The following is a 26,996-nucleotide window of genomic DNA, read 5'->3' on the forward strand; positions in this document are numbered from 1 at the left end:
CCCTTCGCCTGAGCCTGGAGAGCCTCTAGGCGGCCTCCGGCTTTAAAGCTGCCAGCACGGCTCTCCAACAATTATGCAGCGCCCCATGTAATCCTCTCGCGGAGCAGCGCTCTTATCATGGCATCAGTCTTAGCCACCGCCAGCAGCGGGATGTAGAGGAGCGTGTATATGAACGCGTAGGGCGCTATCCTCACGGCACTCCCTGCCCCGTACTCGGCCCCATACGCTACTATAATGCTGAGAGACCCCATTATGACCGTGGAAGCCAGCGCGGCCAGATAGGCTGCCAGGAAGACCGGCAGGGGGAGGGCCAGCACCTCTAGCCCGAGCAGCCCGTAGACAGCCACTATAGCTGCCAGCGTTATGTAGCCGGCTACATGGAGCAGGGGGAGGAGATACTCGACGCCCAGAAGGTAGACAGCCAGCAGCCGCCCATAGAGGTAGGAGGCGTGCCCAGCCCTCCGGAGGCCCAGCAGGTTTGCATGCTTGAGGAGAACCTGGAGGCCCCCAGCATACCAGCGTATCCGCTGCCTATAGAGGCCCCGGAGGCTCGAGGGCGTGATGGTGTAAGCCACGGCGCTGTGCTCGTAGCCAGTCCTCAGCCCCCTCTTCCACACCATTACGGTGAGGTCGAAGTCCTCCGCTAGAGTGTCCTCCGGTATGCCACGCTCAGCCAGGGGCTTCAATACTATGGAGCGGAAGGCGCTGAACGCGCCCGAGAGTATCAGCGTGGCCCTGCTGACCGCGTCCTCCATGAAGCGGCCCAGCTCAAAGCCGAGGAAGTACTCTATGCGCTGCATCCAGTAGAGGAGGCCCCCATGCCCGGCCGGGATGAGGCGGCCGCACACGGCCCCCAGCCCGTCCTCGTAGAGGAGCCTGGACACGAGCCTCCTGACCGCGTCCCTCTCCGGCACCGTGTCAGCGTCAAGGACGATTATGACGTCTCCAGTGGCTCTCCGTATACCCGTGGTTAGCGCCTCGGCCTTCCCCAGGTTGACCTCGTGCCTCACAGCCCTTATGAACGGGTACCTCCTAGCATAGCTGCTCACTATAGACCAGGTGCCGTCCGTGGAGCCGTCGTCAACGATTATCACCTCCATCAGCTCCCTCGGGTAGTCCTGATGGAGGAGGGCGCGCAGGACACGGCCGATAACCTGCTCGCCATTGAACACCGGGATCTCTACCGAGACCCTCGCCGGTATCCCCGGGTGCAGCCGCCCCCCGGGATGAGCCTTGTAGACCCTGGCCAGCACGAGCTTACTGAAGACCCTCGACGCGTAGAAGGCTGCCGTCACGCCCCCGATGAGGCTGTAGAGGAGGACGACCAAGGGGAGCCCCGGGCTAGCCGCGCCCCGGCCGAGGTGGAGGGCCTCCACCAGCCGGTCCATGATCACGCGGGCTAGGAGGAGCCCTAGGGCGAACCAGAGTACGCCCCCGGCTATCCCCACGAGCCTGGTCTGCCACCTGGCTGCACTCCCCAGCCTGTAGCCCTTCCCCGCGGTCATTGAGCCCTCTACGCTACCGGTCACAGCCTCCCCCCTCTCCTAATGACCTCTGCCGCCTCAAGCGAGAGGAGTAGCGCCACGCTGCCGAGGAGGAGCAGGGGCCCGGCAATACTGTGCATCGATGCCGCAGCCTCCACGCCAAGCTTCTCAGCGGCAGCGGCTACGAGGAGTATGCGCAGTATGTTGGCGAGGTATATGACGAGGAAGCCTGCCGTGAGCCAGTAGAGCCTCCTCCAGAGCCTCATGGGGAGGAGCAGCGAGGCGGCTAGGAATATCGTGTAGGATACCAGGCCGCTGCAATGCCAGTCTATCCTAAGCCCGACCACCTCCCCGCCGCGGATGATGTAGATAGTCCTCCCTACCCTTACATGGCTCACCCCGGCCAGGTCCAGTATGGCGCTCAGGCTGGCCGCCTCCACCTCCAACGGCCTGTCGCCGGCCAGGCCCGCCGCAGCCCAGACCAGGACCGCGGCCGCTAGGGCGGCAGCCGCCCGGCCGGCCAGCCTGCCCAGCAGCCTAGGCATAGGCCTCGCCACCGCGGGCTAGAAGCCTGGGTACCAGCCTAAGGGCCCAGTCGGAGAGCCGGTAGCCGTAGCCGGCCTCCTCCACGACGTTATGCACGCGTAGAACATCGATATGATGCTTAACGGTGGACTTGCTCATGCCCAGAGCGCGGGCGAGCTGAGATATACTGGCAGGCGACTGGAGCAGCGCCTCCGCTATCCGGCGCCGCGGCTCAGCCTCGAGGAGGAATGCGAGCACGGCTTCAACGGCTCTCCCCCTCCTATAGTATATCTGCGTGTTCAGCACCCTGCGGGTCTCGAGGAGCCCCGCGTCCACGAGCAGGGTTAGGTGCCAGAGCGCCGGCGTCCTCTTCAGCCCCAGCTCCCTCACAACCATGCCGAGCGTCACGTAGCCCCGCCTCTCAGCCAGCTCCAGGATCTTAGCCCTCACCGGGTGCTTGGCGGCGTCCGCCCCGCGTATTCGGTGGGCCAGTACCGCTACAGCCGCCCAGGGCCTCATGAGGTGCCGGAGCATCCTCTCTCCACGGCTGCTGCTGGAGCTAGACTGGGCGGCGGCAGCGCTGAGGGCGGCGGCGACAGCTGCGGCGGCCAGAGCCGTGCCCAGGCCCCCGGCCAGGTAGCTGTGGAGGGCCCGGACCAGCCTGGTGAACCCCTTCTCCCCGTCGATGGTGGGCCAGACCGGGTTGAAGAAGAGGAGCACCAGCCTCCCACGGCCATAATGCATCGCAACTATCGCCGGGTCGCCGTCGCTGAACCGCGCCAGCACCCTCCAGCCCGCCTGAGGCAGGACGCGGAAACGGCGGTACTTCCACGTCTTGTACACTATGCTCGCCGGAGCACCGTGGAGCTGGAGGCCGAGGGAAGCGTGGATAGCGTGAACACCGCTCCCCTCATCCTTAGCCACCAACCCTACTCTTGCGAGCACGCCCGGCTCGTAGACGCTGATAGCCCGCAGCGTGTTGTAGCCGAGCACCACGGTGGCGCCCTTCTCCGCGAGCTCTAGCAGCCTCTCCCCGAGGCCCCGGGGCCAGCCGCCGCAGCTGGGGGCGTTGTAGTCGAGCACGTACACGTAGCCGGGGACCGTGTCCGGCAGCACGCACTTCGCGGGCGTGAACCCGGCCCCAAGCTCCTCGAGGAAGAGTAGATCGCCCCGGTCGCTCGCCAGGAATACTGCCCCCTGCCCCGCCAGGGCCGGCGCGGCTGCAGCGGCCGCAAGCGCGGCGGCCAGCGCCACCGCCACCGGCTGGAGCCTTGCCCCCACCCTGCCCATAGCCGTGTACACCCTAGGCTCCGTCGAGCGGCGCCCCAGTCCTCCTGGCGGCCGAGGCTGCCCCCGGGGCCTCGGCCCCTCCCAGCCCTCCCGCGAGCGTAATGCAGCACAGCGCCGGTGCGCGGCCCCCCCCGGGGAGCCCTCTGGTATAGCTGTGCGCGACCGGCCTTATAGCGGGGATAGAACGGTGCTCGAACACCCAGGGGTACGGGGGCCCGAGGGGCTAGAGGCTCTCGAGGATGGCCCTGGCGAGCAGGGCCACGCCGCCACCGCTCTCGCCGGGGAGGATCAGGTCCGCCCCCTCCCGCAGCCTCGGGTCCGCGTTCCCCACGGCGGCCAGGGTTACGCCCGCATCCCTCATCTCGAGGTCCATGGCCGAGTCCCCGACGGCCACCACGCAGCCGGGCTCCAGCCCCGCCATGCGCATGGCCACCCGGAGCCCCAGACCCTTGCTCGCCTCCAGCGGCCTCACGTGGAGCGCGTAGCCGCTATGGCTCAGCTTGGCCCGGAGCCCCCTCTCCCGGAGCACCCTCTCCGCCATCCTCCAGGCCTCCTCCGGGCCCACGCGGCGCACCAGGAACGCGTAGTCGTGGATCCTGCACCGGTTCTGCCAGCTCGGCTCCAGCAGCCCCCCGAGCTCCTCCTCCAGCGCCTCCGCGGCAGCCCTCGCAGTCCCCCGGCAGGCGTGGACAACGCTGCCACGCTGGTAGACCAGGCACCCGTTCTCCGCCACATGCGGGCCCCGCACCCCTATGTACCGCGCGACCCCCGCAGCCACCATGACGGAGTTCCCGGTGACCAGGATAACCCGAACCCCGGCATCCTCCAGCCTCCTCAGCGCCTCCACAGCCTCCAGGCTCAGGCGGAAGTCGCCGCTAACCCTCCTCTCCGTAATCGTCCCGTCAATATCCACCGCAACCCCGCAGACCCTCCCAGGGAGGAGACGGGCCAGCTCACCCGCACTAGCCACACCCGCCAACACAGCCCCCAGGAGGCGCCCCCGGCCCCTGCCCCGCAGTAATTAGGATTCAAGCCCCCAGGAAGCAGGCACGGCAGCCCCGAAGACGCCTAGGTGGAGCACTGGCGCGGAACACGTGATGCCGGCGCCGAGCAGCCCTGTAGACCCCTACAGGCAACCAAACAATTACATGGTAAATCTCATAATAGTTTATTCCAAGCCTTAATACGTATTTATAATTCAGTTCGAGATACCGCAGCCTAATAACCGACTATAAGCTATAAACGGAATGGCCAGGACCCCGGGTGTTACCCGGCGAGGGCGGCAGCCGGGGCAGCTCACCCCAGGAGCCCGGAGGGATCGTCGCCTCCGGGCTCCTGGGGAGGCGCCTCACACCGCATTACAGGACCTTCCTCTCTCCCTTTATAAATTATGTTATTCCTTAGTGAAGGATGCCCCGGGATTCCATGCGCCTCCCCTGCGGGCTTGTGGAGCTGTCTCGAAGCTGATTGTTCGAGAAACCGTCTAGCCTACATATAATGGTGTGCCCCAGCTTTCCTGGCGGATTAGGAGTTGCATAGATTAGAGTGTGCAGAGTACTAACATTACAGTTGTGATGGTTGTGATGGAGGTAATATTCGTGGAGGAGCACCCGCTCCGGGCCCGGATACTCCAGCTGCTCAGGGAGCATGGCGCGGTATACTATAGCGAGCTCCTGCGCAGCCTTGAGGCCTCGCGGGCTACGCTCAGCTGGCACCTCTACGTGCTGCTGCGGGAGGGGCGTGTCGGGGCCATCCGGTACCGTAGGTATACCATCTACTACCTCCGGGGCCGCGAGCTCGAGGCCGTCAGGAGTATAGCTGGGAGGGATAGGCTGTTCTGCAGCGTTCTACGCGACCTGGCGGCGGGCGCCCGGCCGGAGGAGGTGGCGGCTCGCTACGGGATAAGCGTCAGGGGGCTAGAGGGCCTGCGGGAGCTCGCCAGGAGGCTCCGGGGCAGGCTCGATGAGGTCTGCGGCGAGGAGCAGAATGTAGGCGAGTGAATGGCTCCCAGGCCAATCCCCGGGCTCTCCACGCCCGACCCCCCAGCCAGGCCCCTGCCCGGGCGGGGGTGGAGGGGCCCCGAAGGGATAGGGGGCTGGAGACACGTCCCCTAGGGGCAGCGTATCCGGCGGCCAGGGGGATGAGGCCCCTGCCCCCAGGCCTCCCCTCGGGGAGCCTCCACTGCATCACCCTGGCGGCAGTCTAGGGGGCTCGCAGCCGGCCTCCGCTGGAGGCAGCCCTCCCCTGCGGCACCCCTGGGCACTCCCCCGGGGCTCTAGAGCAGTAGTGTTCGAGAGCCGTACTATACCCCTTATATTGGCTGAAAGCCTCCCAGAGGCCCCGGCGGCCATGGAGTTCGGAGGTGGCTGGCGGTGAGGCTGCAGGGCAGGCGCAGGGCAACCCTACTAGTCATCCTGGCGGCGGTGGCAGCCCTGTCGGTAGCTAACGCGAGCGTTTTCGCCTACCGGACACTCTATGGCAACGTCAAGATAGCTGATATAACGCAGGGCCAGGACCAGACCAGCATAACGCAGTATGGCCTGGCATGCGTAGGCTTCTACACGAGCGACTCTATAGAGGATCGGGGTGTGCTGCCCACCGCGGGCACGAACTACAACGCTGCGCCGATAGGGACCACGAGCACCGGCGGCTGGTACGGCGTGAATGTAGTCCCCGGAGACGTTGCCTGCAGCTGGACAAACACGAGCACCAATAACACCAACACGCTCTACAAGACAGCGACAGTGTATATAAACGTCACTAACGGTGACTGGTACTTCAAGGACATACTCGGCTTCGGCTACCCCAACATAACGAGCAGCCCAAGCCCCGCCTACGTGACAGTGCGTGTCGAGGGAGCCCTCAGCAACACCAACATAACTGAAGCTCTACTGAAGATATACGATGCTAGTAGCGGGAACCTCAGAGGGCAGATAGACCTGAAGAACAACGGCGACTACATCAACTTCACGCTGATGCCCGGCCAGGGAGTCCAGATAGACCTGGATCTCTCCGCCACCGGTGCTGTATCACTCGACAACTTCACAGTGAGGTTCTACATATCGCCGAGCAGCGAGCAGCCTAGGTAGCCGGCACCCGGTGGCCGGGGTTAGCTCCCTCTCTTTTTCCACGGTCTTTGCCGCCTCTTGCATCTGCTTCACCGCGCGGCTCCCAGAGGGTCTCGGGGGCGCCGGCCCCAGCAGGGGTGCTTGATGGTGCAGAGACGCCATGCCGGGGCTTGCCAGGGCTCTGGGCTACCTAGCGGCTGGTGTGCTGCTAGTCCTCCTCGCGGGTAAGATGCTCCGCCTACCCGTGGCCCTCATGATTGTCTACGGCACCTCCATGGAGCCTACGTTTGAGCCCCTGGACCTGGTTCTCGGGGTGGAGCCTTGGCTGGCTGGGGGCGTGGAGAAGGGCGATGTAGTGGTCTGGTGCCTTCCGGGCGACTTCTGGAGGAGCAGCTGCGTCGTCCACCGCGTGGTGGACCTGGTGAACACGAGCAGGGGGGTGCTGGTGGTCACTAAGGGCGACGCGTTGGATGTCAGCGACCCGCCGGTCCCCATGGAGAGGGTTGCATATGTTGTAGTCTACCGGGCTCCCCGGGGGCTCGTTCTCCCCCTGCTCGCTGCTGCAGCCGCCGCGGCTGCAGGGTACTACTACCTCTACCTCCCCTACGTGACCCACCGCCGCTACGCGCTGGAGCCCGGGGCCCCGGCGCTGCTCATGGTGCTCGCCTACGCCCTCTTCAACATCGCCTACGTGGGCTCCGGCATGCTAGACGCCTCGCCCGTCATCATCGACCTCCCGAGGGTCTATGGGGAGCATCTATCCTTCAACCTCTCGGCGGGCCTCCTGACGGTGAAGCTGAGCTACAATACTAGCCTCCACCCCTCCGGGCTCCCGAGCTGCAGCCTCGTGGGCGGGTTCAACGCGTCGCCGGTGGTCGAGGGCTTCAGCGCCCAGCCCGGGGAGGCGGTGATGGCTATACGCATCCCCCAGGAGGCTTTCATGGAGCTATGGCTCCTGGACACCAGGCGGGTCTCCAGGACAGCGCTCCCGCCTCCCCCAGCGAAGGTGGCTACCGGGCTCATGCTCCGCTGCAGCCTAGACTTCGACAAGGGGGTTCTCGAGGACACCTACCCCGTAGCCTTCTCGTGGTCCGAGCCCGTGGTGGAGGCCTCCGGGAAGACCCTGGTCCTCGGGAACCACAACCCGGTGCCAATCCCCGTGGAGGTCGTAGTCTACGCGCCCAGCCCCGGGGGAGGGTATAGGCTGGTCCACCGGGAGAGGCTCGTCCTAGACCCCTTCACCGTGGAGAGGCTCGACCTCTCCAAGCTCCCCGGGAGCCTCCGCGCCTACGTCCGCTACACCTTCCTAGGCCACTTTAGGAGCGTAGGGGTGACCCTCCATGGCTAGCGGCTGGAACGTGTACGAGGCACGGGAGGCAGCCCTCAGGGCCTCCAGATACTACATGCTGGGCAGAGCCGCCCGGCTGGGAGTTGCAGCGGCCTCCCTGCTGGCCATAGCATCCTCCCTGCTGGTGCTCTTGCTGGCCCTCACCCCGCTCTACCGGTTCCAGGGGATTATGCTCAGCGGCTGGATCAGGCTCACCGGGTACCAGCTGGCCCTCTACGACGCCCCCTCCGCGTCCCCGTGCTCGACTCCCTCGTGAGGCTCTCCTTCACCCTTGTGCTCGGCCCCCTGCTCTCAACAGCCCTCGTCTCCCTAGCCCTGGCCTCCACAATCATGAGCCCCAAGGTGCCCAGGGTCTACCTCGAGGCGGCGGCGGCCGGCTACGCCGTAGCCGGGCTCACAGTAGCCCTACTCATATCCTTCCTCCGCGTCCTCTTCAGGGACATAATACCCTCCATACCCCTCGGCGGCCGCTTGCCCACAGCCTACGGGGTCTTCACCCTCCGCGGCTCGAGCGGCTGGTACACCGACGCGGGGCTCCTAGCCCTACGCCTCTGGAGCCTCTACCCCCTGCTCGCAGCCCTCCTCATAGCCGCCGCCGCGGCCCTCGTATACTACCTGGCACGCTACTACGAGGACCTCCTCGAAGAACCCCTCGTCTACAATACCAGCTAGCCGGGGAGGAGGGAGAGCCGTGATGCGCGGGGGGCGCAGGAGGCTAGCTCTCGCGGCCCTGGCTCTAGCCATGCTAGCGCTTGTGGCCGACGCCACGCTCTTCGCTGTCAGGAGCCTGGAGGGGAGCGTCCACGCCGAGCCAACCTGGCTGATATGGTACCAGGATCCCGGCACCCCGGGCGTGGTAACGAGCATAGATGGGCTGGAAGCTAGCGCGACCGTGGAGGTGCCGACGGGCATAGTGCTTGAAAAGAGGCACGCAATCTACTACGACACGTTCGACCAGCAGCCCAACTTCACATCCTCACCATACTGTAGCGGCGTCCTGGAGTGGAACCAGACGGGCCACTACATGGTGGTAAACATAAGTGCCCTTGGATGGTATTATGACAGGCGGTATGGTGTTTACCAGCTTCCTAGGTGGTACTGCTACTTCTACCCGTCAAGCCTCGATATAAGCAGCTACGTGGCCAACGGTAGCGGGGTCTACGCGGCAGCCATAATGTGGCGTAATGGATACTACTATGTTGGCGATTGGCTGCGCGTGGGTTTCGCATACGCTAACGACACCACCTGGGATAGCTACCTCATAGGCCTACGCGATGAAGTTCTCGCTGGTCTTACCGGCGATAATGCTAATGCTACAGCGTATTACTACAATTATTCTCAGGGGACGTACTACGTCTCGTTGCTGAACGAGTCGTCTCTCCCAAGCGGCGCGTATGGCTTCGAGGGACTATACCACCATAACATGAGTGCCGGTATAGACTTCAACGCATGGGATGCGGGGTTCTGGAGCATAGGCCTTACCGTGAACTCTTCGAGCACGCTGCGAGCGCTCAAAGCCTATATAAACGAGTCGTATAGGTTCACGCCTAATCGCGTCGGCGTGGGCGTCGACACAGAGTATATCTACGCCTATACCCTCGATGGACTCCCATACATATACTTTGACAACTTTGTTGTCACTGTTGACGCTTATCCCTGGCTGGTTAATGTCACGGGGCTCTTGCCCGGCTGGAGGGTTGTGCTGCTGAACTCTACCGGCGGGGTGGTGGACGAGGCTACCGCTGGGAGTGATGGCGTTGCCTCGCTGAGCGTCTGGGGCTACCTGATAGTCCCCAATGCCTCGATAGAGGTCTACGACGACCAGGGCCGGCTGGTGGCCAGGGCGAGCTTCAGCTACGTTGTCGGCGGCGACGTCTACAGGGTTGAGCGCTTCGCCGGCAGGGTGCTAGACATCTACTCGGACCTCGCCCAGGGCTTCGTGACGTGGCTCGAGCTCGTGGACACTAACTGCACCCTGCTGGACAGCGGCCATGTCTACATCTTCCTCTACAACTCGTCGGGGGCCGCGGCGGCGCCCATAGAGGTAGTGGACGGGGTCATAGTGTCCAGCAGCACCGGCCAGGTCTCGGCCGCGCCTACGGGCTCCGGGGGGAGCTGGCTGGCCGGCTGGATATGGGCCACCGCCTACCTGCCCGGCGGGGCCCGCTGCTTCGTCGACCTTAGGGAGGTGTTTGAGGTGGCCCCCGGCGTCTACACCTACGGCCGCGCCAGGATAGTCTTTAGCGCCCGGTAGAGCCCCCCTCTAGCCTCCTGCCCTCCTCCTGGCCGCTGCCGCGGCTGCAGCCGCTGCCGCCAGCGCTGCTGCTAGGAGCGCGGTGCCCGCGCCCGCGTGCGGGAGCGGGCTGGGCTTCTCGGCGGGGCTGGCTTCGGCCAGCCTTGCGGTGAAGGGCGTGGTTATAGGCCTCAACTTCCCGGCGGGCAGCTCTACCCGGAATAGCCTGGCCAGCTTGGCCTCAACGCTCTCCACGAACTCGCCGCCGTAGATTGCGTCGTAGCGGTGGACAGGCTCCACGGCGGCCACCGCGCCCCGGGCCCGGGGCCCGAGCATCGCGAGGGGCAGGGTGTAGCTCGTGGAGCCGCCCGGCAGCAGGGTGGCGGCTGTACCGTTGAGGGTTAGGAGTAGCGGCTCGTCGCCCACGGTCTCCAGCACGTCTAGGCCCCGGAGCACCAGCGTGCCGTTGCCCGCGTCTAGCCAGGCTCCTGCCGCGACCAGGTAGTAGGCCGTGGCCCTCCCGCCCCACATGGCGACTATCCTGACTAGGCCGGGCGAGTCGAGGGGCAGCCTTATCCTGGCCACGCACTCCCCGCCGCTCCTCTTGACGCTGGCGTCGAGCCTCCGGAGGCCCAGCAGGTAGACCCCCTCCACCCGGTAGACCGCGTTGGCCGCGATGCTGTCGGGGCAGGCCCCCTGGAAGCCCAGGGCTACCTCCGTGGAGCCGCCGGGGTTGAAGGCCGGCAGGCTGCCGGAGGCGTAGCGGGCCAGCGGCATCGCGAGCAGCGCCGCCCCGACCCGTATGCTCCCCCTGGGCGGCACCAGGCCCGGCGGCTCCCCCTCGCCGCCGGCCCCGCCGCTCCTCCAGGGGTTGGGGGCCGCCGGGTCCCCGAGGAACGCTGCCTCGCGCAGCACCAGCTCGCCTATGTCCTCCTGGCCGCTGGTGAGGTAGGCCCGGTAGTGGCTGGCGGGCGACACGGCGTAGGCGTTGAGCGCCTGGAGCCAGGCGTCGCCGAGGGTGTTGGCGGAGCCAAGGCTGCGGAGGAAGAGGAGGAGGGGCGCGTCGGCCCCCGCGAGGCTCACCTCGACGCCCCTGTCGCCGGCGCTGACCCCGTCTACCATCTCCACGGCTATCCTGGTGTAGCCCAGGTAGGCCACCGCGTCGCCGCGGCCGAGGAGCGCGTCTGCGAGGCTCGGCGGCTTGAAGGGCGGGTCTACGAGGTCGTAGTCCCAGAACGCTGAGCGGCAGGCGGGGGTGACGAAGACCCCGGGCTCACCCGCCGCGGTGACCTGGTCGCTGCGCAGCTTCTCCTCGAAGTCGTAGTTCCACAGCCCGCCCGGCACGTAGTCCAGGAGCGCGTTCCCGGCCCCGTGGGTGACCAGATAGTAGAGCCCGTAGTCTCCCAGGCGGCTGGCGAACCCCGTCCCGGTGTAGCCCCCCAGGCTGAGCATCATGACGTCGGGCTTCAGGGGGAGCCCCGAGGCCTCCTCGAGGGCCTTCACAACCGCGGCCTCGCCCACCATGAGGTCGGTGGCGAAGGGGGCTCCGCCGGCTAGGAACGCCTCCCCCTGCCAGCTGCCCCCCTCGACCCACCTCCGCAGGGCCTCGACGTAGGCCTGGAGCATGCCCCGGTCGGTGAAGGGTATCCTGCCGACCGCGAGCTCCGCCAGCCCGTCGTAGTTGGGGTCTGCGTAGTAGTAGTCGGTTGGCACGGCCGCCTCGTCGGGGCCCACTAGCTCGCGGAGGATGGGGCTGCAGTAGTAGATGGGGGGCACGTCCCTGGCGCCGCCTATTATGAGCACGTACCTGGCCCCCTTCCCCGCGGCCTCCCGGAGCATGGATACTATCCTGAGCGCCAGGTCCATGTCGTATTTGGGTCCGTTCTTCCCCGGCCTGCACGCCCCGGGGGGCTGCGGCGCCGGCTTGTAGCTGGAGCGTATCTCGTCCACGGTCACTATCCTGACGCTGAGGCCCTGGCTCTCGTGGATCCTGGCTATCTCCCCGGCGGCCTCCAGGGCGGCGGGCTCGCCGGGCACGACTATTATCATCGAGGCTGCGCCGCCCGCGGCCTGGCGCCCGGCCCCCGCCTCCTCCAGCACGACCTCTACGGTGGAGCCTGGCCTGCCCGGCACCCAGGCGTAGAGCTCCACCCCCCAGGGCCGCTGGACAAGCCTAACACTGGGCCCCAGGCTCTCCGCGGGCGCGGCTACTGCGAGCCTGCTGAGCCTGCTCCATAGCTCGGGGTCTGGTGTGAAGCTGAGGAGCAGCGGCCTTGGGTTGGCGGCCCTGGGCTCCCAGCCCTGGACTCCTGCCACCCGGTAGCTGCCGGGTGGGAGCACGGCGTGGATGTAGGCCCAGCCGTCGCCACCCACCCTGGCCGTCAGTACCACCCTGCCCTGCTGGCCGCCCGTGGCGGCCCCTGCGTGGGCGTGGATTAGCAGGGCGAGCAGCAGGATGAGGAGCGCCGGCGGGAGTAGACGCCTCAAAACCATCCAGCCCCTGGGGGAAGGGGCCCCGCCCAGTATAAGAAGGGGGCGCCGGCCTGCAGCGGGGGCTAGACGGGGCGGGTGTGGCCCCACTTCTCCAGCGCCCGGGCCAGCTCGCGGTGCTTCTCGGCATACTCCTCGAGGGGCACGCCCTCCACAGCAGCCTCCACCGCCTGCCTCATCGCCGCCGCGCCCGCCCTGGGGCCGTCGGGGTGGCCTATGACGCCGCCGCCCGCCTGGATGATTATGTCCAGGCCCAGGCTCCTTATGACGGGCTCGATGTTGCCCGGGTGGAGGCCGCCGCTGGAGACGGGGAGCACCGGCCGGAGCCCGGCCCAGTCCTGCTCCATGTGGATGATGTCGCCCTCCCGTGGCTTGTAGACGGGCTCCCGGAGCACGCGGGCGTACTCGACCACCTCCCCGGCCCGGGCCTCCATCTTGCCGACGCCGGGCGTGCCCACGTGGAGGTGGTCGAGCCCCGCCAGCCTCCCGAGCTTCGCCACCACGAACATGGAGACGCCGTGCCGGGGGTTCCGGGTGAACGCGGCGTGGAAGGCGCGGTGCCCGTGGATCGCTAGCCCGTATTCCCCGGCTAGCTCCCTGGCGTGCTGGAGCGCGGCCCAGCCGGCGGTGAGGAAGTCTATCATTATGAATTTGTTGCCATAGTCCGCGACCAGCTTGATCCTCCGCTCCATCTCCTTCACTGGCGCGGTCACGTTGGCCAGGTAGCCCTTCCTCTCCCCCGTCTCCTTCTCAGCCCTCTCGACGGCCTTCATCACCTCCCGGAGCCTTGCCTCGAACCTGCAGAGCCGCTGGCCGGCAACATTCTCGTCATCCTTCACGAGGTCCACCCCGCCCGCGAGTATCTCGTAGGCCGTCCTCCCATACTCCTCGGGGGTGTACCCCATCTTCGGCTTGGGCACAGTGGCTAGGATGGGGCGGCTCTCGACGCCGAGTATCTTCCTCACGCCCTCTACCCCGTGGCCGGGGCCCGGGAAGCTGGCGACGTAGCCGCGGGGGAGCCTTATCTCCTCTAGCCGCAGGGCCTCGACAGCCCTCATGCCGAAAACGTTGCCCATGACGCTGCTTGCCAGGTTCGGTATACTCCCCTCCTCGAAGAGCTCCGAGGGGTAGGCTATCCAGACGAGCCAGCTCCCATCCCCCAGGCTGTGGAACCGGTATGCCCTGGCGCGGAGCCGGTCGTAGAGGCTCGGCTTAACGCTAAGCGTGGTCCAGGTCCCCACGCTGCTCTCAGCCGCCACCCGGGCGGCGGCGTCGCGCACGCTGAGCCCCTCAGCCGGCGCGACGCGGAACACGGCGACGAGGTCCCCGGGGCCGGGCTCGTAGCCCTCATCCACGAACTCCTGGTAAGCGTCGCGCGGCACGCTGGGCACCCACGCACGTACGCTCTGCTCCCTGCATGGTGTAGGAGGAGCCCGGGGGGCTCCACGTAGAGCCGGCACCACGAGCCCTCATAAACCCTGGCAGAAGCCTGCCCGTGCTACGGGCTCATCCCGGGGTATTAGCGCGGCCATGGAGCAGGCCTCTTGCTCCAAGGCCATGTAGCTTTAAAACCCCGGCCCCTGCTAGCAGAGGGCGGAGGATAGAGGGCAATGCCTGGTATGGGGGCGCGCCGCCTCCACGTACTCGCGCTGTTCCTCTCCATAACCGGTGCCCTAGCCTTCGCGCTCGAGAACAACCTCGCGGGCGCTCTCCTCGCCGCGCTGTTCGCGGTGCAGAGCGTCCTGTCCCTCTTCTCGGGCAGGTAGCCTCTAGGCCATCTTCATCAGCACCGGCGCCAGTATCCTCCGGGCCTCCGCCTCCGCGTCCCCCTCCCCGTAGCTGCGGAACCGGTAGCGCCTGCCCAGCTCCCTCAGTATCTCGGGGCCGGGCTCGAGGACCCCCATCTCGACTAGCTCCTGCAGCAGGTCGGCCGCCAGGGCGGCGGTGTACTGGGCGCTCTCCACACCCCAGCTGATCTCGCCCCTTGTTTCCTCTATTATCCTCCTAGCCTCCTCGGCCACGCTCGCCGGGGTTATGGGCTTCTCCTTCTCCCGCAGCTTAAGCGCCGCGACGAGGGTTAGGAGAAGCTTCCCCCTCCTGCCCGCCTCCTGGAAGTCCTTTAGGAGCCGCTGCAGCGCCTCTCTCAGCTCGGCTATGGCCCTCTTGCCCGCCGTCATCCCGGCGCCCCGGGGGAGGAGGGCCTAGAGGGTGGGTGAGAGTAATAACGTGGCGCCCTCAGCCCCTGGAGCTAGTGCTCCAGGTGCCTCTTTATCTTCTCCCCTATCTCCCGCAGCTCCTCCATGCTGGGCTTGGAGCGGCTGCAGTCCATCTGGCAGCCGTCGCCCTCGAACCTCGGCACTATGTGGAAGTGCACGTGGAATATAACCTGGCCCGCGGCCCGCCCATTATTGGCTACAACGTTGTAGCCCTGGGCGCCCACGGCCTCGACGATCCTCGGCGCCAGCTTCTTAACCACCCGTATCAGTGCAGCCGCTTCCTCGTCGCTGAGCTGCTCGAGCCGCTCCACGTGACGCTTGGGCACGACCAGTGTGTGGCCTGGGTTTATCGGGTATATGTCGAGGAACGCCACCACGTTCTCGTCCTCGTAAACCTTCGCTGAGGGCAGCTCGCCGCGGATTATCTTGCAGAACACGCAGTCCTCCGTCACAGCCCTCCACCCCTGCGCGGGGAGAAGCTCTTCAAGGATCCGTGTAGAGGCTAATCCCGCCGCCGGGCTCAATCGTTCTTAAAGGCTCCGCTCCTCTGCACCGGAGGCTGCGGCCCCCGCTGGGCGGAGAGGCGGGTGGCGGGGCTTCTCGACTGCTGCAACCCCGCCCCGAGCTGCCCAGCCGCCTCCCCTACCGGGCCCCCATCATGGCTTCGAGCTCCCTGGCGGCGGCTGGCAGTATCTCGCCGGCCCTACGCCTCGATACGAAGACTGCGAGGCTGTCGAGGCTGGTCGGCTCCAGGTTGATTATTGCCAGTCTCGCGCCCCTCCGGGCGGCGTACTCTGGTATCAGGGCGGCGGGGTAGACTGTGAGGCTGGAGCCGACCACTAGCACGAGGTCCGCGCGCCCGGCCTCCCGGTAGGCCTCCCGCAGCGCATCGTCCGGCAGGGGCTCGCCGAAGAACACGGCGTCGGGCTTGAGGACGCCGCCGCACCGGGGGCAGCGGGGGAGCCTGCCCTCCTCCACCTCCCTCAGCGCCTCCTCGAGGGGGACGCGGTGGCCGCAGCGGGTGCAGCGGGCCCAGCGGAGGCTGCCGTGGAGCTCTATAACCCTCCTGCTCCCCGCCGCCTGGTGGAGCCCGTCAATGTTCTGGGTTATGACAGTCTTTACGACGCCGAGTTCCTCCATCCTGGCCAGGGCGTGGTGGGCGGGGTTGGGCCGGGCTCCGCGGAACCCTGCGAAGAGCTCTGCGAAGAGCCTCCAGACGCCCAGCGGGTCCTCCATGAAGTACTCTATGCTGAAGACCTCCGGGTCCACGCGGCGCCAGAGCCCCTGGGGGCCCCGGAAGTCGGGGATGCCGCTCTCGGTGCTCACCCCCGCCCCGGTGAAGGCTACCGCGTAGCGGGAGCCTGCCAGTAGCCTGGCCAGCCTCCTGGCCTCCTCGGCTAGGCCCATGGCCCGCGGCGCCCTCCTCCCGGGGGATGGGGCTGGAAGCCCCTATAAGCCCGGGGCCATGCCTCTAGGCCCGCCTCCCCCGGGGGAGGGGCGGAGGACCAGTCATGGACTCCTGTGGCGGGGGGCTCGAGAGGGGCCGCGAGTACATAGCGGTTTTCGTCCACGGCAGGGACCGGCCCGGCATAGTAGCCGGGATAGCTGGGGTGCTTGCGGAGGCGAACGCAAACATAATGGACATCTCGCAGACTGTTATGAGGGGCATATTCACCATGGCTATGGTGGTCGATGTCACTGATGCGAGGCTCGGCGTCGAGGAGCTGCGCCGCCGGCTCGAGGAGAAGGCGGCGGAGCTTGGCGTGGAGGTCAGCGTCCACCACATAGACGTGGTAAGGTACCTGGAGAGGCCCTAGCGGGGGTTGCCTGGGCTTGTCTACGAGGTTCAGCGTGTCGGAGATAAGCGAAGTAGCCGAGATGATACGCTACCGCAGCCTGGATGTGAGGAGCGTCACTCTGAGCATAGACGCCGGTGTCTGCTCCTCCCCCAGGCCCAGGGAGCTGGTCGACTGCCTGGCCCGCCTCGTCGAGGAGCATGGCCGCCGCCTACGCCGGGCTGTGGAGCGGGTCTCCTCCAGGCTCGGGGTACCCGTGACCACGGCCAGACTCGCGCTCACTCCAATGGAGCAGCTGCTTGCTCCCGTGGCCGGCTCGCTAGGCGTGGAGAAGGCAGCCGAGGCGGGCTTTGAGGCCGCGGCCGAGATGGAGCGGGCCGCGGAGCGGGCCGGCGTTGACTACATCGGCGGCTTCTCGGCCTTCGCCGACCGGGGTGTGGGGCCCGGCGGCAGGGCGGTGGTGGAGGCGCTCCCCAGGGTGCTGGCGGAGACCGGGAGGGTGATGGGCTTCGTCAACGCTGCCTCCACGATGCTGGGGCTGAACATGGAGGCGGTGGCGGCGGCTGTGAAGGCGCTGCTGAGGGCGGTGGAGGCGGCGGGCTCCCCGCTGCCGGGGGCGAAGTTCCTGGTCACGGTCAACGTTGCGCCCGATATACCGTTCCTCCCCGCCGCCCACCACGGCCTCGGAGAGGCTGATGGAGCGGTCAACGTTGCTATAAGCGGCCCTGGTGTCGTGGCGGCTGTGCTCCGCTCCCTCCCGCAGGACACGCCCCTAGAGAGGCTCTACGAGGAGCTGAAGAGGATAGGCTTCAAGATATCCAGGCTGGGCCAGCTCGTGGCGGAGTGGGTCGCAGCGGAGGCCGGCTACACGCTGGGCAGCGTCGACCTCTCCCTGGCGCCCACCCCCGAGCCTGGTGACAGCATCGCCGCAGTGCTGGAGGCCATTGGCGTCGAGTTCGGCGCCCCGGGCAGCATAGCGGCGCTAGCTATGCTCATAGACGCGCTTCGGAAGGGGGGCGGCATGGGAGTCTGCTGCGCCGGCGGCTACAGCGGCGCAATGATACCCGTCTCCGAGGACAGCGGCATTGCAGAGGCAGCGGCCCGGGGCCTGGCCACCATGTACAAGCTGATAGCTATGACGGGTGTCTGTAGCACCGGGCTCGACATGGTCCCGGTGCCCGGCGACACTGACTGGAGGAGGCTCGCAGCCCTCACGGCGGACGTGCTCGCCCTAGGCATGGCGCAGGGGAAGGTGCTTGGAGTCCGCCTCCTCCCGGCCCCAGGGAAGAAGCCCGGCGACACGGTGAGCCTGGGAGGCCTGCTCGGCGAGGCCCCGGTCATGGACCCGGGGCCGGGCAGGGTGGAGGAGTTCATCGAGAGGGGTGGGAGGATACCGCCGCCCCTACGCAGGCTCCTAGCCGGCTAGCCTCTCCCCCAGCAGCTTCCAGTACTCCTCGTCCCCCAGTATAGTCTCCTGCTCCCTCCTCACCTTGAAGAGCAGCCCCGCCGCGCCACGCCTCACGAAGCCGGCTAGCCGCTCAAGCCTCTCCCTCGGAGGCATGGGCCTCGAGGGGAGCCCGCTCCTCCCGATACTCGCCTTAGCCACCAGCCAGAGCCCCACGTTGCCCGGTGTCGCCAGCTCCCTGACCTGCTCCTTCTCCAGCTCCCCGCCATGAGCCCACCAGAGCTCCCGGACGAAGGAGATGCCGAGAGCCCTCATTATCTTGTCCTCCCAACCGGCGTAGAGCTCGTCAGCCCTCTCCAGCACCTCTCTAGCCACCTCCTCCACGTCGAGGCCCCGGAGGGGCGCCCGGGTCGCGGCGGAGATCAGCGCGGTATCAGCGACGGGCTTAACGCTCCCGTGCAGATAGGCCACTGCAGCCGCGTAGGCGCTGTGGAGCACAGCCTCCATGAACTCCTCCACCGGGTCCCCCGCCTCCAGCGGGCCCTCGCCGAGCAGTATGGCCTCAACCTCGGCAGGCTCCACCGGGTCCGTTGCGACGGGTACCTCGTCCACCACCAGCCAGGGCACGCTCCATACAGAGCGCCCGAGAACCTGAGAGGCGGCGGGCTCCGCCGTGGAGACAAGCCTCACGCTGTCTAGCAGCCCTTTGCCCGCCAGGTGCTTCACGACCTCGTAGCTGCTGGCGCACGTCGGGTGGATGTAGAGCGTATACTTATTATACTCCCCCGGCAAGGCGTGCGCACCGTGTTCTAGTGCTTCCCCGCGGAGAAGACCGGGTATTGATAAGGCTAGCCGTGGCGCCTAAGGATGCTAAGGAGGAGAAAGCGGGGCTAGAGACTGAGGGCCTCCCTGGCCTCGCGGATAGCCTTCTCGGCCTCCTCTAGCTTGCCGGAGGCCTGGCGGACCGCCTCCCTAAGCCGGCCGAGCTTCTCCCGCATCTCAGTGTTCTCGGCGCGTAGCTGCTTCAGCTCCTCCTCCAGCTTCTTCACCTGCTCGTGGAGCTGCTTCAGCTCCGTCTCGGCCTCCGGGCTTACTATGGGGACCGCCAGCTTCAACTCGCCCCGCGTCAGCATCTCGTAGGTCTCCCGGACCAGCTTGCCCGCCTTGGTCTCCCCGCGGAGGTGGCGGCGTATCGTAGCCTCGGTGCGGCCCAGCTCCTCGGCTATCTGGCTCACAGTGTACCCGGCCTTCTCCATGGCGAGCGCTGCCGCCGCCACCGCGAGGCTGTCGACCCAGGTGAGGAACTCCTCCTTGTTCAGAGCAGCCTTTATAACGTCCGGCCTGAACATGGTGCCTATTATGAGCATTGCCTCGAGCTGCCTAACCTCCCTCTTGGAGACGGGCTTGACCGGAACCTCTACCGGCAGGGAGACCTCGCGTAGCTTGAGGCCCTCCTCCTGGTTAGACTCCTGGGCGGCCATACGTACACCCGTAATATGGTGTAGGGGGCTCCTTGAAATAAAAAGCTGTCCTCCATGCCCTCGGGCCCACCCTAGTATATCATGAGGGGCAGTATGTCGCCGCCCCCGCCATGGAACCTGCCTCTTATGTTTATCCTGTAGCCGCACTTGGGGCAGCGGTTGTCCCGGGTGAGCCTCCAGGCCAGTATAGCGAAGCCCCTCCTCTCTATCACCTTGTAGCCGCAGCGTGGACAGTAGGTGCTCTCAAGCGGGTGGCCCCACACGTTGCCTATGTAGACGTACTGTAGACCCTCCTCCTTCGCCGCATTGGCCAGCCTCTCCAGGGTCTCCACGGGTGTGGGCGGCACATCCCTCATCCTAAAGTCTGGATGGAAGCGGAGCAGGTGGAAGGGCGTCTCCGGGCCGAGGTTCTCGACTATCCAGCGTGCGAGCCTCCTAATATCCTCCACTCGGTCCCCATACTTGGGCACCACCAGGTTGGTGACCTCTATGAACCAGCCGGCCTTCTTCATCTCCAGCAGCGCGGTGTAGATTGGGGAGGGGTCGGGGACAGCCATAAACCTGCGGTAGAACTCGGGGTTCCCGCCGCCCTTGAAGTCCACCGTGGCGGCGTCCATGTAGGGGGCTAGCGCCCTTATCGCTTCGGGGGTGGCGTAGCCGTTGGTCACCATCATGTTGAAGAGCCCGTGCTTCTTAGCTATCTTAGCTACATCCCTCATGTACTCGAAGAATATTATAGGCTCGTTGTAGGTGTAGGCTATCCCGTCGGCCCCATACTCTAGGGCCTTCTCTACGACCTTCTCGGGCTCCACGTAGCGGCCGTAGAGCCCTCTCTCGAGCCGGGACTGGCTTATCTCCCAGTTCTGGCAGAACTGGCAGTAGAAGTTGCAGCCCACAGTGCTTATCGAGAGAACCTGGCTCCCGGGCTCGAAGTGGAACATGGGCTTCTTCTCTATAGGGTCAATATTCATCGCCGTGAGCAGCCCGTAGACGAGGGTGTAGAGCCTACCCCCTACGTTCTTCCGGACCCCGCAGACCCCATACTTGCCCGGCGCTATGATGCAGCGGCGGGCGCAGAGGTCGCAGCGCACGTAGCCCGGCCTATCCCGGAGCGGCACCCACAGCTCGGCCTCACGCACATAGGGACGCCGGGGCAGGCTCTCCTGCCTCACCTGCCCGCCGGAGGTAGTGGACGCCACAGCCTGCTACCCAGCCTTACGGATGGGCGCCGGCCCCGTATCAACGATACCCCAGCCCTGGCGCCCCCGAGAAGGGGGCCCGCGCGCCGGCCCCTCTCTACACATCCCTCGGGCCAGCCGCTGCCTCTACAAGCCGGTCTAGACCCTCCTCAATCCTCATACGGCCCTGAAGCCTCATGACCGGCTCTCCTCCAATATACAGCACCACCGCGGGGCTCGCTATCACGTGGTGGTGGTAGAAGAGGCTCCGGGCGTCCGCGTCTAGGCACGTCTTGTGGAACCTGGTGCACACCACCAGGTATACTTTCAGCTTGGTGCCCAGGGCCTCTCCCAGCTTCTCGGAGAGCTTCTGGAGCACCTCGTTGCAGGAGTGCCTGCACACAACATTAACGAACACGAGTATCGCGCTATCGAGGCCCGGCTGCCCCTTGACGCGCTGCCAGCCATGCTCTGGATCGTAGCTGAAGACGCCCTCCTCCAGCTCCGGGCACAGTAGCGGTCCACGGGCCTCAGCCAAAGCCGCTCCCGCGAATTTCAGCGAGGTTTTCGCAAGATTTCCAATTAGCTTTGCGCTTATGGCCCGCGGGCCCCTGGCGCCCGGGGGCTCGGGCGTGTAGGGGGCGTCAGGGTCGCTCCACCACTCCTCATCCAGGGGGTGTTGGCGTCGGCACGTCCCTACTACCTCACCCGCCCCCTGGTGGTCCAGGGTGCCCGCCCACCCGGTGCTAATATAGCCGTGGCCCTCCGGGGCTTAGGGTAGGCTCCTTAGCTTCTCGAGCCCCTTGCCGGGCTCCACCCTGTAGACGCCCTCCAGCTCGACCGTCTCGAGGGCCAGCCCCTCCTCAAGGGCTAGGTCGCGGAGCGTGCTTGATATGTATCCCGCGGCGCCCTCCGCCTGGAAGCCTATGGGCTGGTAGTACCTCTTCCTGGCCTCGTCGAGGCCTGGCCTGAGGTAGCCGGTAACGTAGAGGCTCGGCTCGATGCCGTCACGCCTCCTCTCCAGAACCACTACCGCGAGGTCGAGGGCGTTCCTGGTGAACGCCGTGGCCTCTGCCAGCGCCTCCGCCAGCCCAACGCCCATTCTAATCCTTCTTGCGAGTAGCACGGCTAGCATGTGGCTGTCAGTGTACATGTCTGCCTCCAGCCCTAGAGCCCCGGCCAGCTTCTCCTTATCGAGCCCACCGTTGTGGGCTAGGTAGAGCTCGAGGCTGCCTCCGGGCGTTTCCAGCGTGACGGGGTAGGGGTGGGCGTTCAGCGTGCCCCGGGGCTCCCTCCGCCCAGCCCTCCTGGCATGGGCCACCACGTAGGCCTCCTCGGCAGCGGCTATGAGGCCCGCCGCCCGCTCTGCGGCGCCGCTCAGCGCTTCAAGGTTGGCCTTGCAGGCCTCCTCCTCGCCGGCGGCGGGGGTCTTGGCGTCGAACCTCTCGTAGAGGAGCCTCCAGGAGCCCGCCAGCCTGGCGGCTATGAGGAAGCCGTAGCCGTGGCAGTGCCTGGCCTCGCCCCCGGTAACCTCGGCAAGGTAGGGGTCGCCCGATGCGGCCCTCGCGAGGAGCCGTAGCAGCCTTGCCAGGAGCCAGGCGCCGTCCCTGCTCCACGCGGCACCCGCCAGCATGCGGCACAAGGCCCGGCGGCCACCAGGGCTTCGCAAAGGAGGGGCGGCTGGGATAATGTGGCTGCCGGCGCCGCGTGGGCGGCCTCGGCTCACGGCCGTAGCCCACACCGCCCCCTCCGCCCCGGGGGCTTCGGGCTGACGTGCACACGTCAGCGGCCTCCAGAGGGCCTTCCCCGCATCCTCGGGGCGCTCTATAAGCTTGTAGCCGCCGGCCAGCCCCGCGGGTAGAGGTAAATAGTTGGACCCTAGGGCCAACATCCTTCGGGGCTCCTAGGCCATGCACACCTCTCAGGGGTTGGACGCCTACGGCCCCGCTGCCGGGGAGGTGCTGGAGGCGCTGCGAGGCCGGGTCCTCTTCTCCGTGGTGGCCGGGAGCACGGCGACGTCCACCATACCGGGGATAAGCATAGCCGGGCCCAGCCCGGAAGCCACCGTCCTCACCCCCACGCTCGACGCGGAGTACCTGCTGGCCGGCCGCCCCCTAACGCTCAGCGTGGTCCCCGTCTCGCCCGAGGGCCTCCCGACGCCCGCGGTCATATCGAGGGCCATAGTGGCTAACAGGCTTGGGCTGCCCCTGCTCGTCGTCGACGCGGGCTGCAAGCAGGTACCGAGGGTGCCTCACGCAGCCCTCCCCTCGAGGATGCCTGGAGGGAGGATAGACAAGGAGCCCGCGCTTCCCAGGGGCACCGCGCGCAGCCTCTACATGGAGGCCCGGCTCTTGGGCTCCAGCCTTGCGCGGGGCCTCGACGCGCTCGTGGCGGGCGAGACCATACCCGGCGGCACCACTGTGGCGGCAGCGGTTATGGAGGCCTTAGGCTACCGGGCGCTGGGCAGGGTGAGCAGCAGCTCCGCGAGCAACCCTCACGGGCTCCGCGAGCGGGTTGTGAGGGCAGCCCTCTCCAGGCTGCACGGCGCCGGCGACGTGTTCGAGGCTGTAGACGAGATCGGGGACCCGGTCCACGTCTCCCTCGCCGGCCTGGCGGCCGGCGCCGTGGAGGCGGGCGCGTGGGCCGTGCTGGCCGGCGGCACCCAGATGGCCGCGGTGCTGGCGATACTCTCCAGGGCGGAGCCCAAGGCGCTGGAGAGGGTGGCTGTGGCGACCACGCCGTGGATAATCAGGGACGGGACGGCCGACCTCCTGGGCCTGGTGCGCGACATAGCCCCCAGGGTGGCGGTGCTAGCCGCCAGGTTCTCCATGGCCGGGTCGAGGCACGCCGGGCTCCGGGCCTACGAGAAGGGCTACGTGAAGGAGGGTGTGGGCGCCGGCGGCGCGCTAGTCCTCGGCGCGGCCCGCGGGCTCCCGGCCAGGGAGATGCTGGAGGCGGTCGAGGAGGAGTATGAGAGGATAACCCGTGGTGCCGGGGATGCCGGCTCCCGGGGCCAGGCTTGAGGGCGACACCCTGGTGGTGGAGCTGGGGGGCAGGTACAAGGTCCTCTCCAGCATCTCAGGGCTGGTCTCCTCAGAGCACATAGTGTTCCACCACGTGCCCAGGGGCTTCAGCGTCCGCGACGTGGAGGCCTACCGCCGCGAGGTGGCTAGAAGCCACGGGCTCCCGGAGGAGACGCCGGTCTTCCTCACAGCAGTGGAGCCCGGCCGCCACCAGGTGCTGAGCAGCGGCGGCGTCCACGTGGTGGCCACGGTGGGGCTCGAGCCCCCGGTCTGCGTGGAGCAGGAGCGGCTCTACGAGCCCCCCATGGCCGGCACGATAAACATAGCAGTGATAGTGGAGGAGCAAGTCCTCACGCCGGCGGGGCTCGTGGACCTCCTCCGCGTGGCCGTGGAGGCTAAGACGCTCGCGGCCTCCCTCCTCCTGCTCCCCTGCAGGGGCCGCGCCTCCGGCACAGCCACCGACGCGGTGGCGGTGGCGGCCAGGGTGGATGAGAAGGGCCTCCCCTGGGCCGGGATGGCCACGAGGCTCGGCAACACCGTGGCGAGGCTTGTCCGCGAGGCCGTGCTCCGGGGCGACAGGAGGAGCCTAGGGGAGAGGCTGCGCGGGGCGCTGGGCCTCGGCCCCGAGGAGCTGCTCGAGGACATGCTGCGGATGTACCGCCGCGCCCCGGTGCCCGGGGTGAGCCTGGAGGAGGCCTCCAGGCTGCTCCAGGAGATGCTTGACAGGGTGCTCCGCGACCCCAACGTCTGGGCCTTCCTCGTCGCCGCCAGGGAGCTTGACATCCACGGCGTCTCTGGCACCCTGCCCGGGCTCAGCCGCGGGGGCTTCGAGGCGGACAGCAGGGGCATAGTCGCTGACGAGGCGCTCGCAGCCGCGCTCGCGCTCTACCTGGCGGGGTTCCGCGGGCTCCTTGCAGCCTACTGGGTCGACCGCTCCAAGCACGAGGCTGGCCTGCGCCTGGCCAGCCTGCCCGTCTTCGGGGATGACGCGGCCGCCGCGCTCGCGGGGGCGCTGCTCGCCAGGCTCTACGACCGGCTGCTGGGCACCGGCGTCTAGGGCGTGGACCCGGCTTGATGGCCGCGGCCGCGGTGATAATGGCCGGCGGGAGGGCTAGGAGGCTGGGGGGCGTGGCTAAGCCCCTGCTCCGGGTCTGCGGCTCCACGATTCTCGAGCGCGTAGCGGCCGCCGCCCTTGAGGCTGCGCGGAGGGTGGCGGTGGCTCTCTCCCCCTACACGCTTCCCGCGGCCAAGCCTCTCTGCCCCCGGCTCCCGGTAGACGCGTGCATGGAGCTCCCGGGCGCCGGCTACCCAGCCGACATGAGGCTCGCGGCCGAGGCTGTGAGGGCTAGGCCCCTCCTGTTCCTCCCCGCGGACACGCCCTTCCTCAGCCCCCGGAGGCTCAGGAGGTTTGTCAGGGAGGCTGTGGCGGCGGCCGCGGGCCTGGCCACCCTCGAGGCAGGCGGCCGGGGGCCGCTGGGCGTCTCCCTGCTCCTCGGCGGCTGGGAGCCCTGGGTGACGATCCGGCAGGAGTGGGGGCCCGACCTCCTCAACGTGAACACCCCGGAGGACCTTGTGGAGGCTGAGAGGCTTTGCCGGCGGCTAGCCTGAGGATCCACGGGGGCAGCCCGCCGCCCTGCTGCCACGACTTCAGCGCTCCTGCCAACCCGCTGGGGCCCCCGGCCTGGCTGGGCGAGCTTCTGGAGGAGTGCATGGCGAGGAGGGTTCACCTCCGCTACCCGAGCCCTGGCCTCGAGGAGCTGCGGGAGGCTATAGCCTGGTTCCACCGCGCCGACCCCCGGATGATAGTGGTGGTTAACGGCGCAGCCGAGGCGCTGGCGGTGCTCCCGCTCCTCCTCCACGCGGAGAGGCTCGTCGTGGTCGAGCCCGGGTTCGGGGACCACGGGGTCCAGGCGCCGGCCATGGGGCTGGGGCTGGCAAGGGTGGTCATGGAGAGGGGCGGGGAGGGCTTCACTATCGACGAGGCCCGTGTGCTCGAGGCGGCGGAGGAGGGCTCAGTGGTGGTCCTCTCCAGGCCCAGTAACCCGACCGGCTACCTGGCGCCCGCCGACCTCCTCGCGGACCTCGCCCGCAGGCTCGCGGAGAGGGGCTCGTGGCTTGTGGTGGACGAGGCTTTCATCGACCTCTCGCCGGGCGCGGAGCCGCTGGAGCCGGGCCCCGGCCTGGTGGTGGTCCGGAGCCTCACCAAGACCTTCGCCTCCCCGGGGCTCCGGCTGGGCTACATCTACGCCGAGGAGTGGCTGGCCAGGAAGCTGGACGGCGCTCGCCAGCCCTGGCCCGTAGGGGGTCTCGAGGCCTGCGTCTACCCCAGGCTGCTCCACGACCCCCGGAGCCGGGACTACGTCGCCAGGGGCCGCGAGCTGGCGGCGCTGGAGTCCAGGAGGCTCGCCCGGAGGCTCGCGGAGATGGGGCTGCGCGTCTACCCCTCCAGGGCGCCCTTCCTGCTCCTGGGGCATCCCTGGCTCCCCCACCCCGCGATGCAGGAGGCCCTCACGGCCCAGGGGGTCTACGTGAGGGATGCCTCGAGCTTCCACGGGCTGGGCCCGGGCTACAGCAGGGTCTCGATCAGAACCCCTGGTGAGAACGATGTCCTCCTACGCGCGTTCGAGAGGGCGCTCGAGGGGGGCTAGGCCTCCGGGGGCTGCTAGGAGGCTGGCCTGCCTGGCGTCGTTCCTCACGCGGCTCCCTCTGGGCTGCCACGATATCGAGGAGGCTGCCAGGGGCTACCCCCTGGTCCCCCTAGTCGGGCTAGTCGAGGGAGTGCTCGTCTACGCTGCCATGCTGGCCTCCCGGCTCCCCGGCGTAGCGGCCGCCCTCGGGCTGGCGGCCCACGTGCTGGTGACCGGGGCCCTCCACTTGGACGGCTTCGCCGACTACAGCGACGCTGCCGGCGCCGGCGCTCGCGGCGACAGGGCGCTGGAGGTAATGAAGGATCCGAGGCGCGGAGGCTTCGCGCTAGCCTATACGGCCACCCTCCTGCTGGCCAAGTACGCGGGCTTCATGGCGGCGTGGCGTCGCTGGCCGGTGGTGCTCGCCTCCTACCTGGCAGCAGCCGAGGCCATGTACATGGTCTCCCTGCTCCTCCCCGCCCCGGGCTACGAGGGGCTCGGCAGTCTCTTCCGGAGGCTCGGCACCGGGGGAGGCGCGGCCACGGTTAACATGGCCGTCTACGCGCTTGCGGCCCTGGCGCTCCTGCTCCAGGATCCTCTGGGGGCTTCCGCGGCGCTGGCTGGGGGCGTGGCGGCCGCCCTGGTGGCGGCCCGGGACGCTCGGGGGAGGCTCGGCTACGCCTCGGGCGACGTGCTCGGCTTCGCCTACGAGCTCGCCCATACATCCGCCCTCCTAGCGGCCGCGCTGCTCGCCGGCTAGGGGTGCCGCGGCGCCATGGCTCCCGCGTGGCTCCCCGTGTGGCTCTATCCCGGGAGAGTCCTTCTGGCCGAG

28 protein-coding genes are annotated in these 26,996 nt (G+C 67.5%); 14 read left to right on the top strand and 14 right to left on the bottom strand.

The window, feature by feature from the left end; translation table 11 throughout:
• Window positions 1-71 precede the first annotated feature (71 nt).
• The 4 genes from CF15_RS04470 to CF15_RS04485 all read right to left on the bottom strand — a co-directional run bounded on the left by CF15_RS04470 (window position 72) and on the right by CF15_RS04485 (window position 4,269).
• Entirely contained in the window at window positions 72-1,529 is a 1,458-nt protein-coding gene (locus tag CF15_RS04470) for a glycosyltransferase family 2 protein (RefSeq protein ID WP_058370719.1), read from the bottom strand.
• The gene (locus CF15_RS04475; RefSeq protein ID WP_168371271.1) at window positions 1,526-2,029 is read right to left on the bottom strand and encodes an exosortase/archaeosortase family protein; all 504 of its coding nucleotides are present in this window, start codon (window positions 2,027-2,029) and stop codon (window positions 1,526-1,528) included. Before CF15_RS04475 ends, CF15_RS04470 begins: the two co-directional genes overlap by 4 nt.
• A complete protein-coding gene (locus tag CF15_RS04480) occupies window positions 2,022-3,299 on the bottom strand; it encodes an ArsR family transcriptional regulator (RefSeq protein ID WP_058370721.1) in 1,278 nt (425 codons plus the stop codon). The genes CF15_RS04475 and CF15_RS04480 overlap by 8 nt, the downstream gene beginning before the upstream one ends.
• A gap of 223 nt (window positions 3,300-3,522) precedes the next feature.
• Window positions 3,523-4,269 carry a phosphoglycolate phosphatase gene (locus CF15_RS04485; RefSeq protein ID WP_168371272.1) on the bottom strand — a complete coding sequence of 249 codons (747 nt, stop codon included), beginning with the start codon at window positions 4,267-4,269 and terminating at the stop codon, window positions 3,523-3,525.
• Between the two features lie 577 nt (window positions 4,270-4,846).
• Between CF15_RS04485 and CF15_RS04490 the strand changes: the two genes are divergently transcribed.
• The 6 genes from CF15_RS04490 to CF15_RS04515 all read left to right on the top strand — a co-directional run bounded on the left by CF15_RS04490 (window position 4,847) and on the right by CF15_RS04515 (window position 9,969).
• The gene (locus tag CF15_RS04490) at window positions 4,847-5,299 is read left to right on the top strand and encodes a winged helix-turn-helix domain-containing protein (RefSeq protein ID WP_168371273.1); all 453 of its coding nucleotides are present in this window, start codon (window positions 4,847-4,849) and stop codon (window positions 5,297-5,299) included.
• A 372-nt stretch (window positions 5,300-5,671) separates the two neighbouring features.
• The gene (locus CF15_RS04495) at window positions 5,672-6,388 is read left to right on the top strand and encodes a hypothetical protein (protein WP_058370724.1); all 717 of its coding nucleotides are present in this window, start codon (window positions 5,672-5,674) and stop codon (window positions 6,386-6,388) included.
• Between the two features lie 139 nt (window positions 6,389-6,527).
• Window positions 6,528-7,715 carry a S24/S26 family peptidase gene (locus CF15_RS04500; RefSeq protein ID WP_058370725.1) on the top strand — a complete coding sequence of 396 codons (1,188 nt, stop codon included), beginning with the start codon at window positions 6,528-6,530 and terminating at the stop codon, window positions 7,713-7,715.
• Complete coding sequence (locus tag CF15_RS04505; RefSeq protein ID WP_058370726.1) at window positions 7,708-7,971, top strand: hypothetical protein; 264 nt, start codon at window positions 7,708-7,710, stop codon at window positions 7,969-7,971. The genes CF15_RS04500 and CF15_RS04505 overlap by 8 nt, the downstream gene beginning before the upstream one ends.
• The gene (locus CF15_RS04510) at window positions 7,953-8,387 is read left to right on the top strand and encodes a hypothetical protein (protein WP_058370727.1); all 435 of its coding nucleotides are present in this window, start codon (window positions 7,953-7,955) and stop codon (window positions 8,385-8,387) included. Before CF15_RS04505 ends, CF15_RS04510 begins: the two co-directional genes overlap by 19 nt.
• 19 nt (window positions 8,388-8,406) lie before the next feature.
• Window positions 8,407-9,969 (top strand): hypothetical protein, encoded by a 1,563-nt coding sequence (locus CF15_RS04515; protein ID WP_168371274.1) that lies wholly within the window; start codon window positions 8,407-8,409, stop codon window positions 9,967-9,969.
• Between the two features lie 9 nt (window positions 9,970-9,978).
• Here CF15_RS04515 and CF15_RS04520 read toward each other — a convergent pair whose 3' ends face one another.
• Together CF15_RS04520 and rbcL are read right to left on the bottom strand one after the other, a co-directional pair.
• Window positions 9,979-12,435: a C25 family cysteine peptidase gene (locus tag CF15_RS04520; protein ID WP_058370729.1), complete on the bottom strand. Its 2,457-nt coding sequence runs from the start codon at window positions 12,433-12,435 to the stop codon at window positions 9,979-9,981.
• 68 nt (window positions 12,436-12,503) lie between these two features.
• On the bottom strand, window positions 12,504-13,820 hold the full coding sequence (gene rbcL / locus CF15_RS04525) for a type III ribulose-bisphosphate carboxylase (protein WP_058371389.1): 1,317 nt from the start codon (window positions 13,818-13,820) through the stop codon (window positions 12,504-12,506).
• Window positions 13,821-14,048: 228 nt separating this feature from the next.
• On the opposite strand from rbcL, the gene CF15_RS08850 reads away from it, so the two are divergent.
• Window positions 14,049-14,204 (top strand): hypothetical protein, encoded by a 156-nt coding sequence (locus CF15_RS08850; protein WP_168371276.1) that lies wholly within the window; start codon window positions 14,049-14,051, stop codon window positions 14,202-14,204.
• 3 nt (window positions 14,205-14,207) lie between these two features.
• Here CF15_RS08850 and CF15_RS04530 read toward each other — a convergent pair whose 3' ends face one another.
• The 3 genes from CF15_RS04530 to cobB form a co-directional block, all read right to left on the bottom strand.
• Window positions 14,208-14,615, bottom strand: a complete 408-nt coding sequence (locus CF15_RS04530; protein WP_058370730.1) for a hypothetical protein — start codon at window positions 14,613-14,615, stop codon at window positions 14,208-14,210.
• Between the two features lie 71 nt (window positions 14,616-14,686).
• Entirely contained in the window at window positions 14,687-15,106 is a 420-nt protein-coding gene (locus CF15_RS04535; RefSeq protein ID WP_058370731.1) for an HIT family protein, read from the bottom strand.
• A 190-nt stretch (window positions 15,107-15,296) separates the two neighbouring features.
• A complete protein-coding gene (cobB, locus tag CF15_RS04540; RefSeq protein WP_058370732.1) occupies window positions 15,297-16,061 on the bottom strand; it encodes an NAD-dependent protein deacetylase in 765 nt (254 codons plus the stop codon).
• Window positions 16,062-16,165: 104 nt separating this feature from the next.
• Between cobB and CF15_RS04545 the strand changes: the two genes are divergently transcribed.
• Together CF15_RS04545 and CF15_RS04550 are read left to right on the top strand one after the other, a co-directional pair.
• Window positions 16,166-16,471: an ACT domain-containing protein gene (locus CF15_RS04545; RefSeq protein ID WP_058370733.1), complete on the top strand. Its 306-nt coding sequence runs from the start codon at window positions 16,166-16,168 to the stop codon at window positions 16,469-16,471.
• Between the two features lie 16 nt (window positions 16,472-16,487).
• Window positions 16,488-17,876, top strand: coding sequence for a DUF711 family protein (locus CF15_RS04550; protein WP_058370734.1), 1,389 nt, complete (start codon window positions 16,488-16,490; stop codon window positions 17,874-17,876).
• Here CF15_RS04550 and CF15_RS04555 read toward each other — a convergent pair.
• From CF15_RS04555 to CF15_RS04575, 5 genes are all read right to left on the bottom strand, one after another.
• Window positions 17,865-18,647 (bottom strand): hypothetical protein, encoded by a 783-nt coding sequence (locus CF15_RS04555; RefSeq protein ID WP_058370735.1) that lies wholly within the window; start codon window positions 18,645-18,647, stop codon window positions 17,865-17,867. The two genes, CF15_RS04550 and CF15_RS04555, sit on opposite strands and share 12 nt — an antisense overlap.
• 98 nt (window positions 18,648-18,745) lie before the next feature.
• Entirely contained in the window at window positions 18,746-19,336 is a 591-nt protein-coding gene (locus CF15_RS04560) for a helix-turn-helix domain-containing protein (RefSeq protein ID WP_083494492.1), read from the bottom strand.
• A gap of 71 nt (window positions 19,337-19,407) precedes the next feature.
• Entirely contained in the window at window positions 19,408-20,508 is a 1,101-nt protein-coding gene (amrS, locus tag CF15_RS04565; protein ID WP_168371277.1) for an AmmeMemoRadiSam system radical SAM enzyme, read from the bottom strand.
• Between the two features lie 124 nt (window positions 20,509-20,632).
• Complete coding sequence (locus CF15_RS04570) at window positions 20,633-21,052, bottom strand: hypothetical protein (protein WP_058370737.1); 420 nt, start codon at window positions 21,050-21,052, stop codon at window positions 20,633-20,635.
• Window positions 21,053-21,286: 234 nt separating this feature from the next.
• The gene (locus tag CF15_RS04575; protein ID WP_420820197.1) at window positions 21,287-22,147 is read right to left on the bottom strand and encodes a hypothetical protein; all 861 of its coding nucleotides are present in this window, start codon (window positions 22,145-22,147) and stop codon (window positions 21,287-21,289) included.
• Between the two features lie 295 nt (window positions 22,148-22,442).
• Here CF15_RS04575 and cobT point away from each other — a divergent pair, with 295 nt between their 5' ends.
• Genes cobT through CF15_RS04600 form a run of 5 tightly spaced genes read left to right on the top strand, consistent with a single transcriptional unit; the run spans window position 22,443 to window position 26,924 of the window.
• Complete coding sequence (gene cobT, locus CF15_RS04580) at window positions 22,443-23,537, top strand: nicotinate mononucleotide-dependent phosphoribosyltransferase CobT (RefSeq protein WP_236698126.1); 1,095 nt, start codon at window positions 22,443-22,445, stop codon at window positions 23,535-23,537.
• Window positions 23,512-24,594 (top strand): bifunctional adenosylcobinamide hydrolase/alpha-ribazole phosphatase CbiS, encoded by a 1,083-nt coding sequence (gene cbiS / locus CF15_RS04585; protein ID WP_058370740.1) that lies wholly within the window; start codon window positions 23,512-23,514, stop codon window positions 24,592-24,594. The genes cobT and cbiS overlap by 26 nt, the downstream gene beginning before the upstream one ends.
• Window positions 24,595-24,611: 17 nt before the next feature.
• Window positions 24,612-25,145, top strand: a complete 534-nt coding sequence (locus CF15_RS04590) for an NTP transferase domain-containing protein (protein WP_168371278.1) — start codon at window positions 24,612-24,614, stop codon at window positions 25,143-25,145.
• Window positions 25,127-26,185: a pyridoxal phosphate-dependent aminotransferase gene (locus CF15_RS04595; RefSeq protein WP_058370742.1), complete on the top strand. Its 1,059-nt coding sequence runs from the start codon at window positions 25,127-25,129 to the stop codon at window positions 26,183-26,185. Before CF15_RS04590 ends, CF15_RS04595 begins: the two co-directional genes overlap by 19 nt.
• Complete coding sequence (locus CF15_RS04600) at window positions 26,142-26,924, top strand: adenosylcobinamide-GDP ribazoletransferase (RefSeq protein WP_058370743.1); 783 nt, start codon at window positions 26,142-26,144, stop codon at window positions 26,922-26,924. The genes CF15_RS04595 and CF15_RS04600 overlap by 44 nt, the downstream gene beginning before the upstream one ends.
• Window positions 26,925-26,996 lie beyond the last annotated feature (72 nt).

This window comes from Pyrodictium occultum, assembly GCF_001462395.1.
Classification (GTDB): domain Archaea; phylum Thermoproteota; class Thermoprotei_A; order Sulfolobales; family Pyrodictiaceae; genus Pyrodictium; species Pyrodictium occultum.

Excerpts from the sequence above, each read along its gene's own strand:
- CF15_RS04600 (WP_058370743.1), top strand. The coding sequence starts at position 26,142 with ATGTCCTCCTACGCGCGTTCGAGAGGGCGCTCGAGGGGGGCTAGGCCT.
- CF15_RS04545 (WP_058370733.1), top strand. The coding sequence starts at position 16,166 with ATGGACTCCTGTGGCGGGGGGCTCGAGAGGGGCCGCGAGTACATAGCG.
- CF15_RS04505 (WP_058370726.1), top strand. The coding sequence starts at position 7,708 with ATGGCTAGCGGCTGGAACGTGTACGAGGCACGGGAGGCAGCCCTCAGG.
- CF15_RS08850 (WP_168371276.1), top strand. The coding sequence starts at position 14,049 with ATGCCTGGTATGGGGGCGCGCCGCCTCCACGTACTCGCGCTGTTCCTC.
- cbiS (WP_058370740.1), top strand. The coding sequence starts at position 23,512 with ATGCCGGCTCCCGGGGCCAGGCTTGAGGGCGACACCCTGGTGGTGGAG.
- CF15_RS04575 (WP_420820197.1), bottom strand. The coding sequence starts at position 22,147 with ATGCTGGCGGGTGCCGCGTGGAGCAGGGACGGCGCCTGGCTCCTGGCA.
- CF15_RS04590 (WP_168371278.1), top strand. The coding sequence starts at position 24,612 with ATGGCCGCGGCCGCGGTGATAATGGCCGGCGGGAGGGCTAGGAGGCTG.
- CF15_RS04560 (WP_083494492.1), bottom strand. The coding sequence starts at position 19,336 with ATGGCCGCCCAGGAGTCTAACCAGGAGGAGGGCCTCAAGCTACGCGAG.
- CF15_RS04530 (WP_058370730.1), bottom strand. The coding sequence starts at position 14,615 with ATGACGGCGGGCAAGAGGGCCATAGCCGAGCTGAGAGAGGCGCTGCAG.
- CF15_RS04475 (WP_168371271.1), bottom strand. The coding sequence starts at position 2,029 with ATGCCTAGGCTGCTGGGCAGGCTGGCCGGCCGGGCGGCTGCCGCCCTA.
- CF15_RS04500 (WP_058370725.1), top strand. The coding sequence starts at position 6,528 with ATGCCGGGGCTTGCCAGGGCTCTGGGCTACCTAGCGGCTGGTGTGCTG.
- CF15_RS04480 (WP_058370721.1), bottom strand. The coding sequence starts at position 3,299 with ATGGGCAGGGTGGGGGCAAGGCTCCAGCCGGTGGCGGTGGCGCTGGCC.
- cobB (WP_058370732.1), bottom strand. The coding sequence starts at position 16,061 with ATGGGCCTAGCCGAGGAGGCCAGGAGGCTGGCCAGGCTACTGGCAGGC.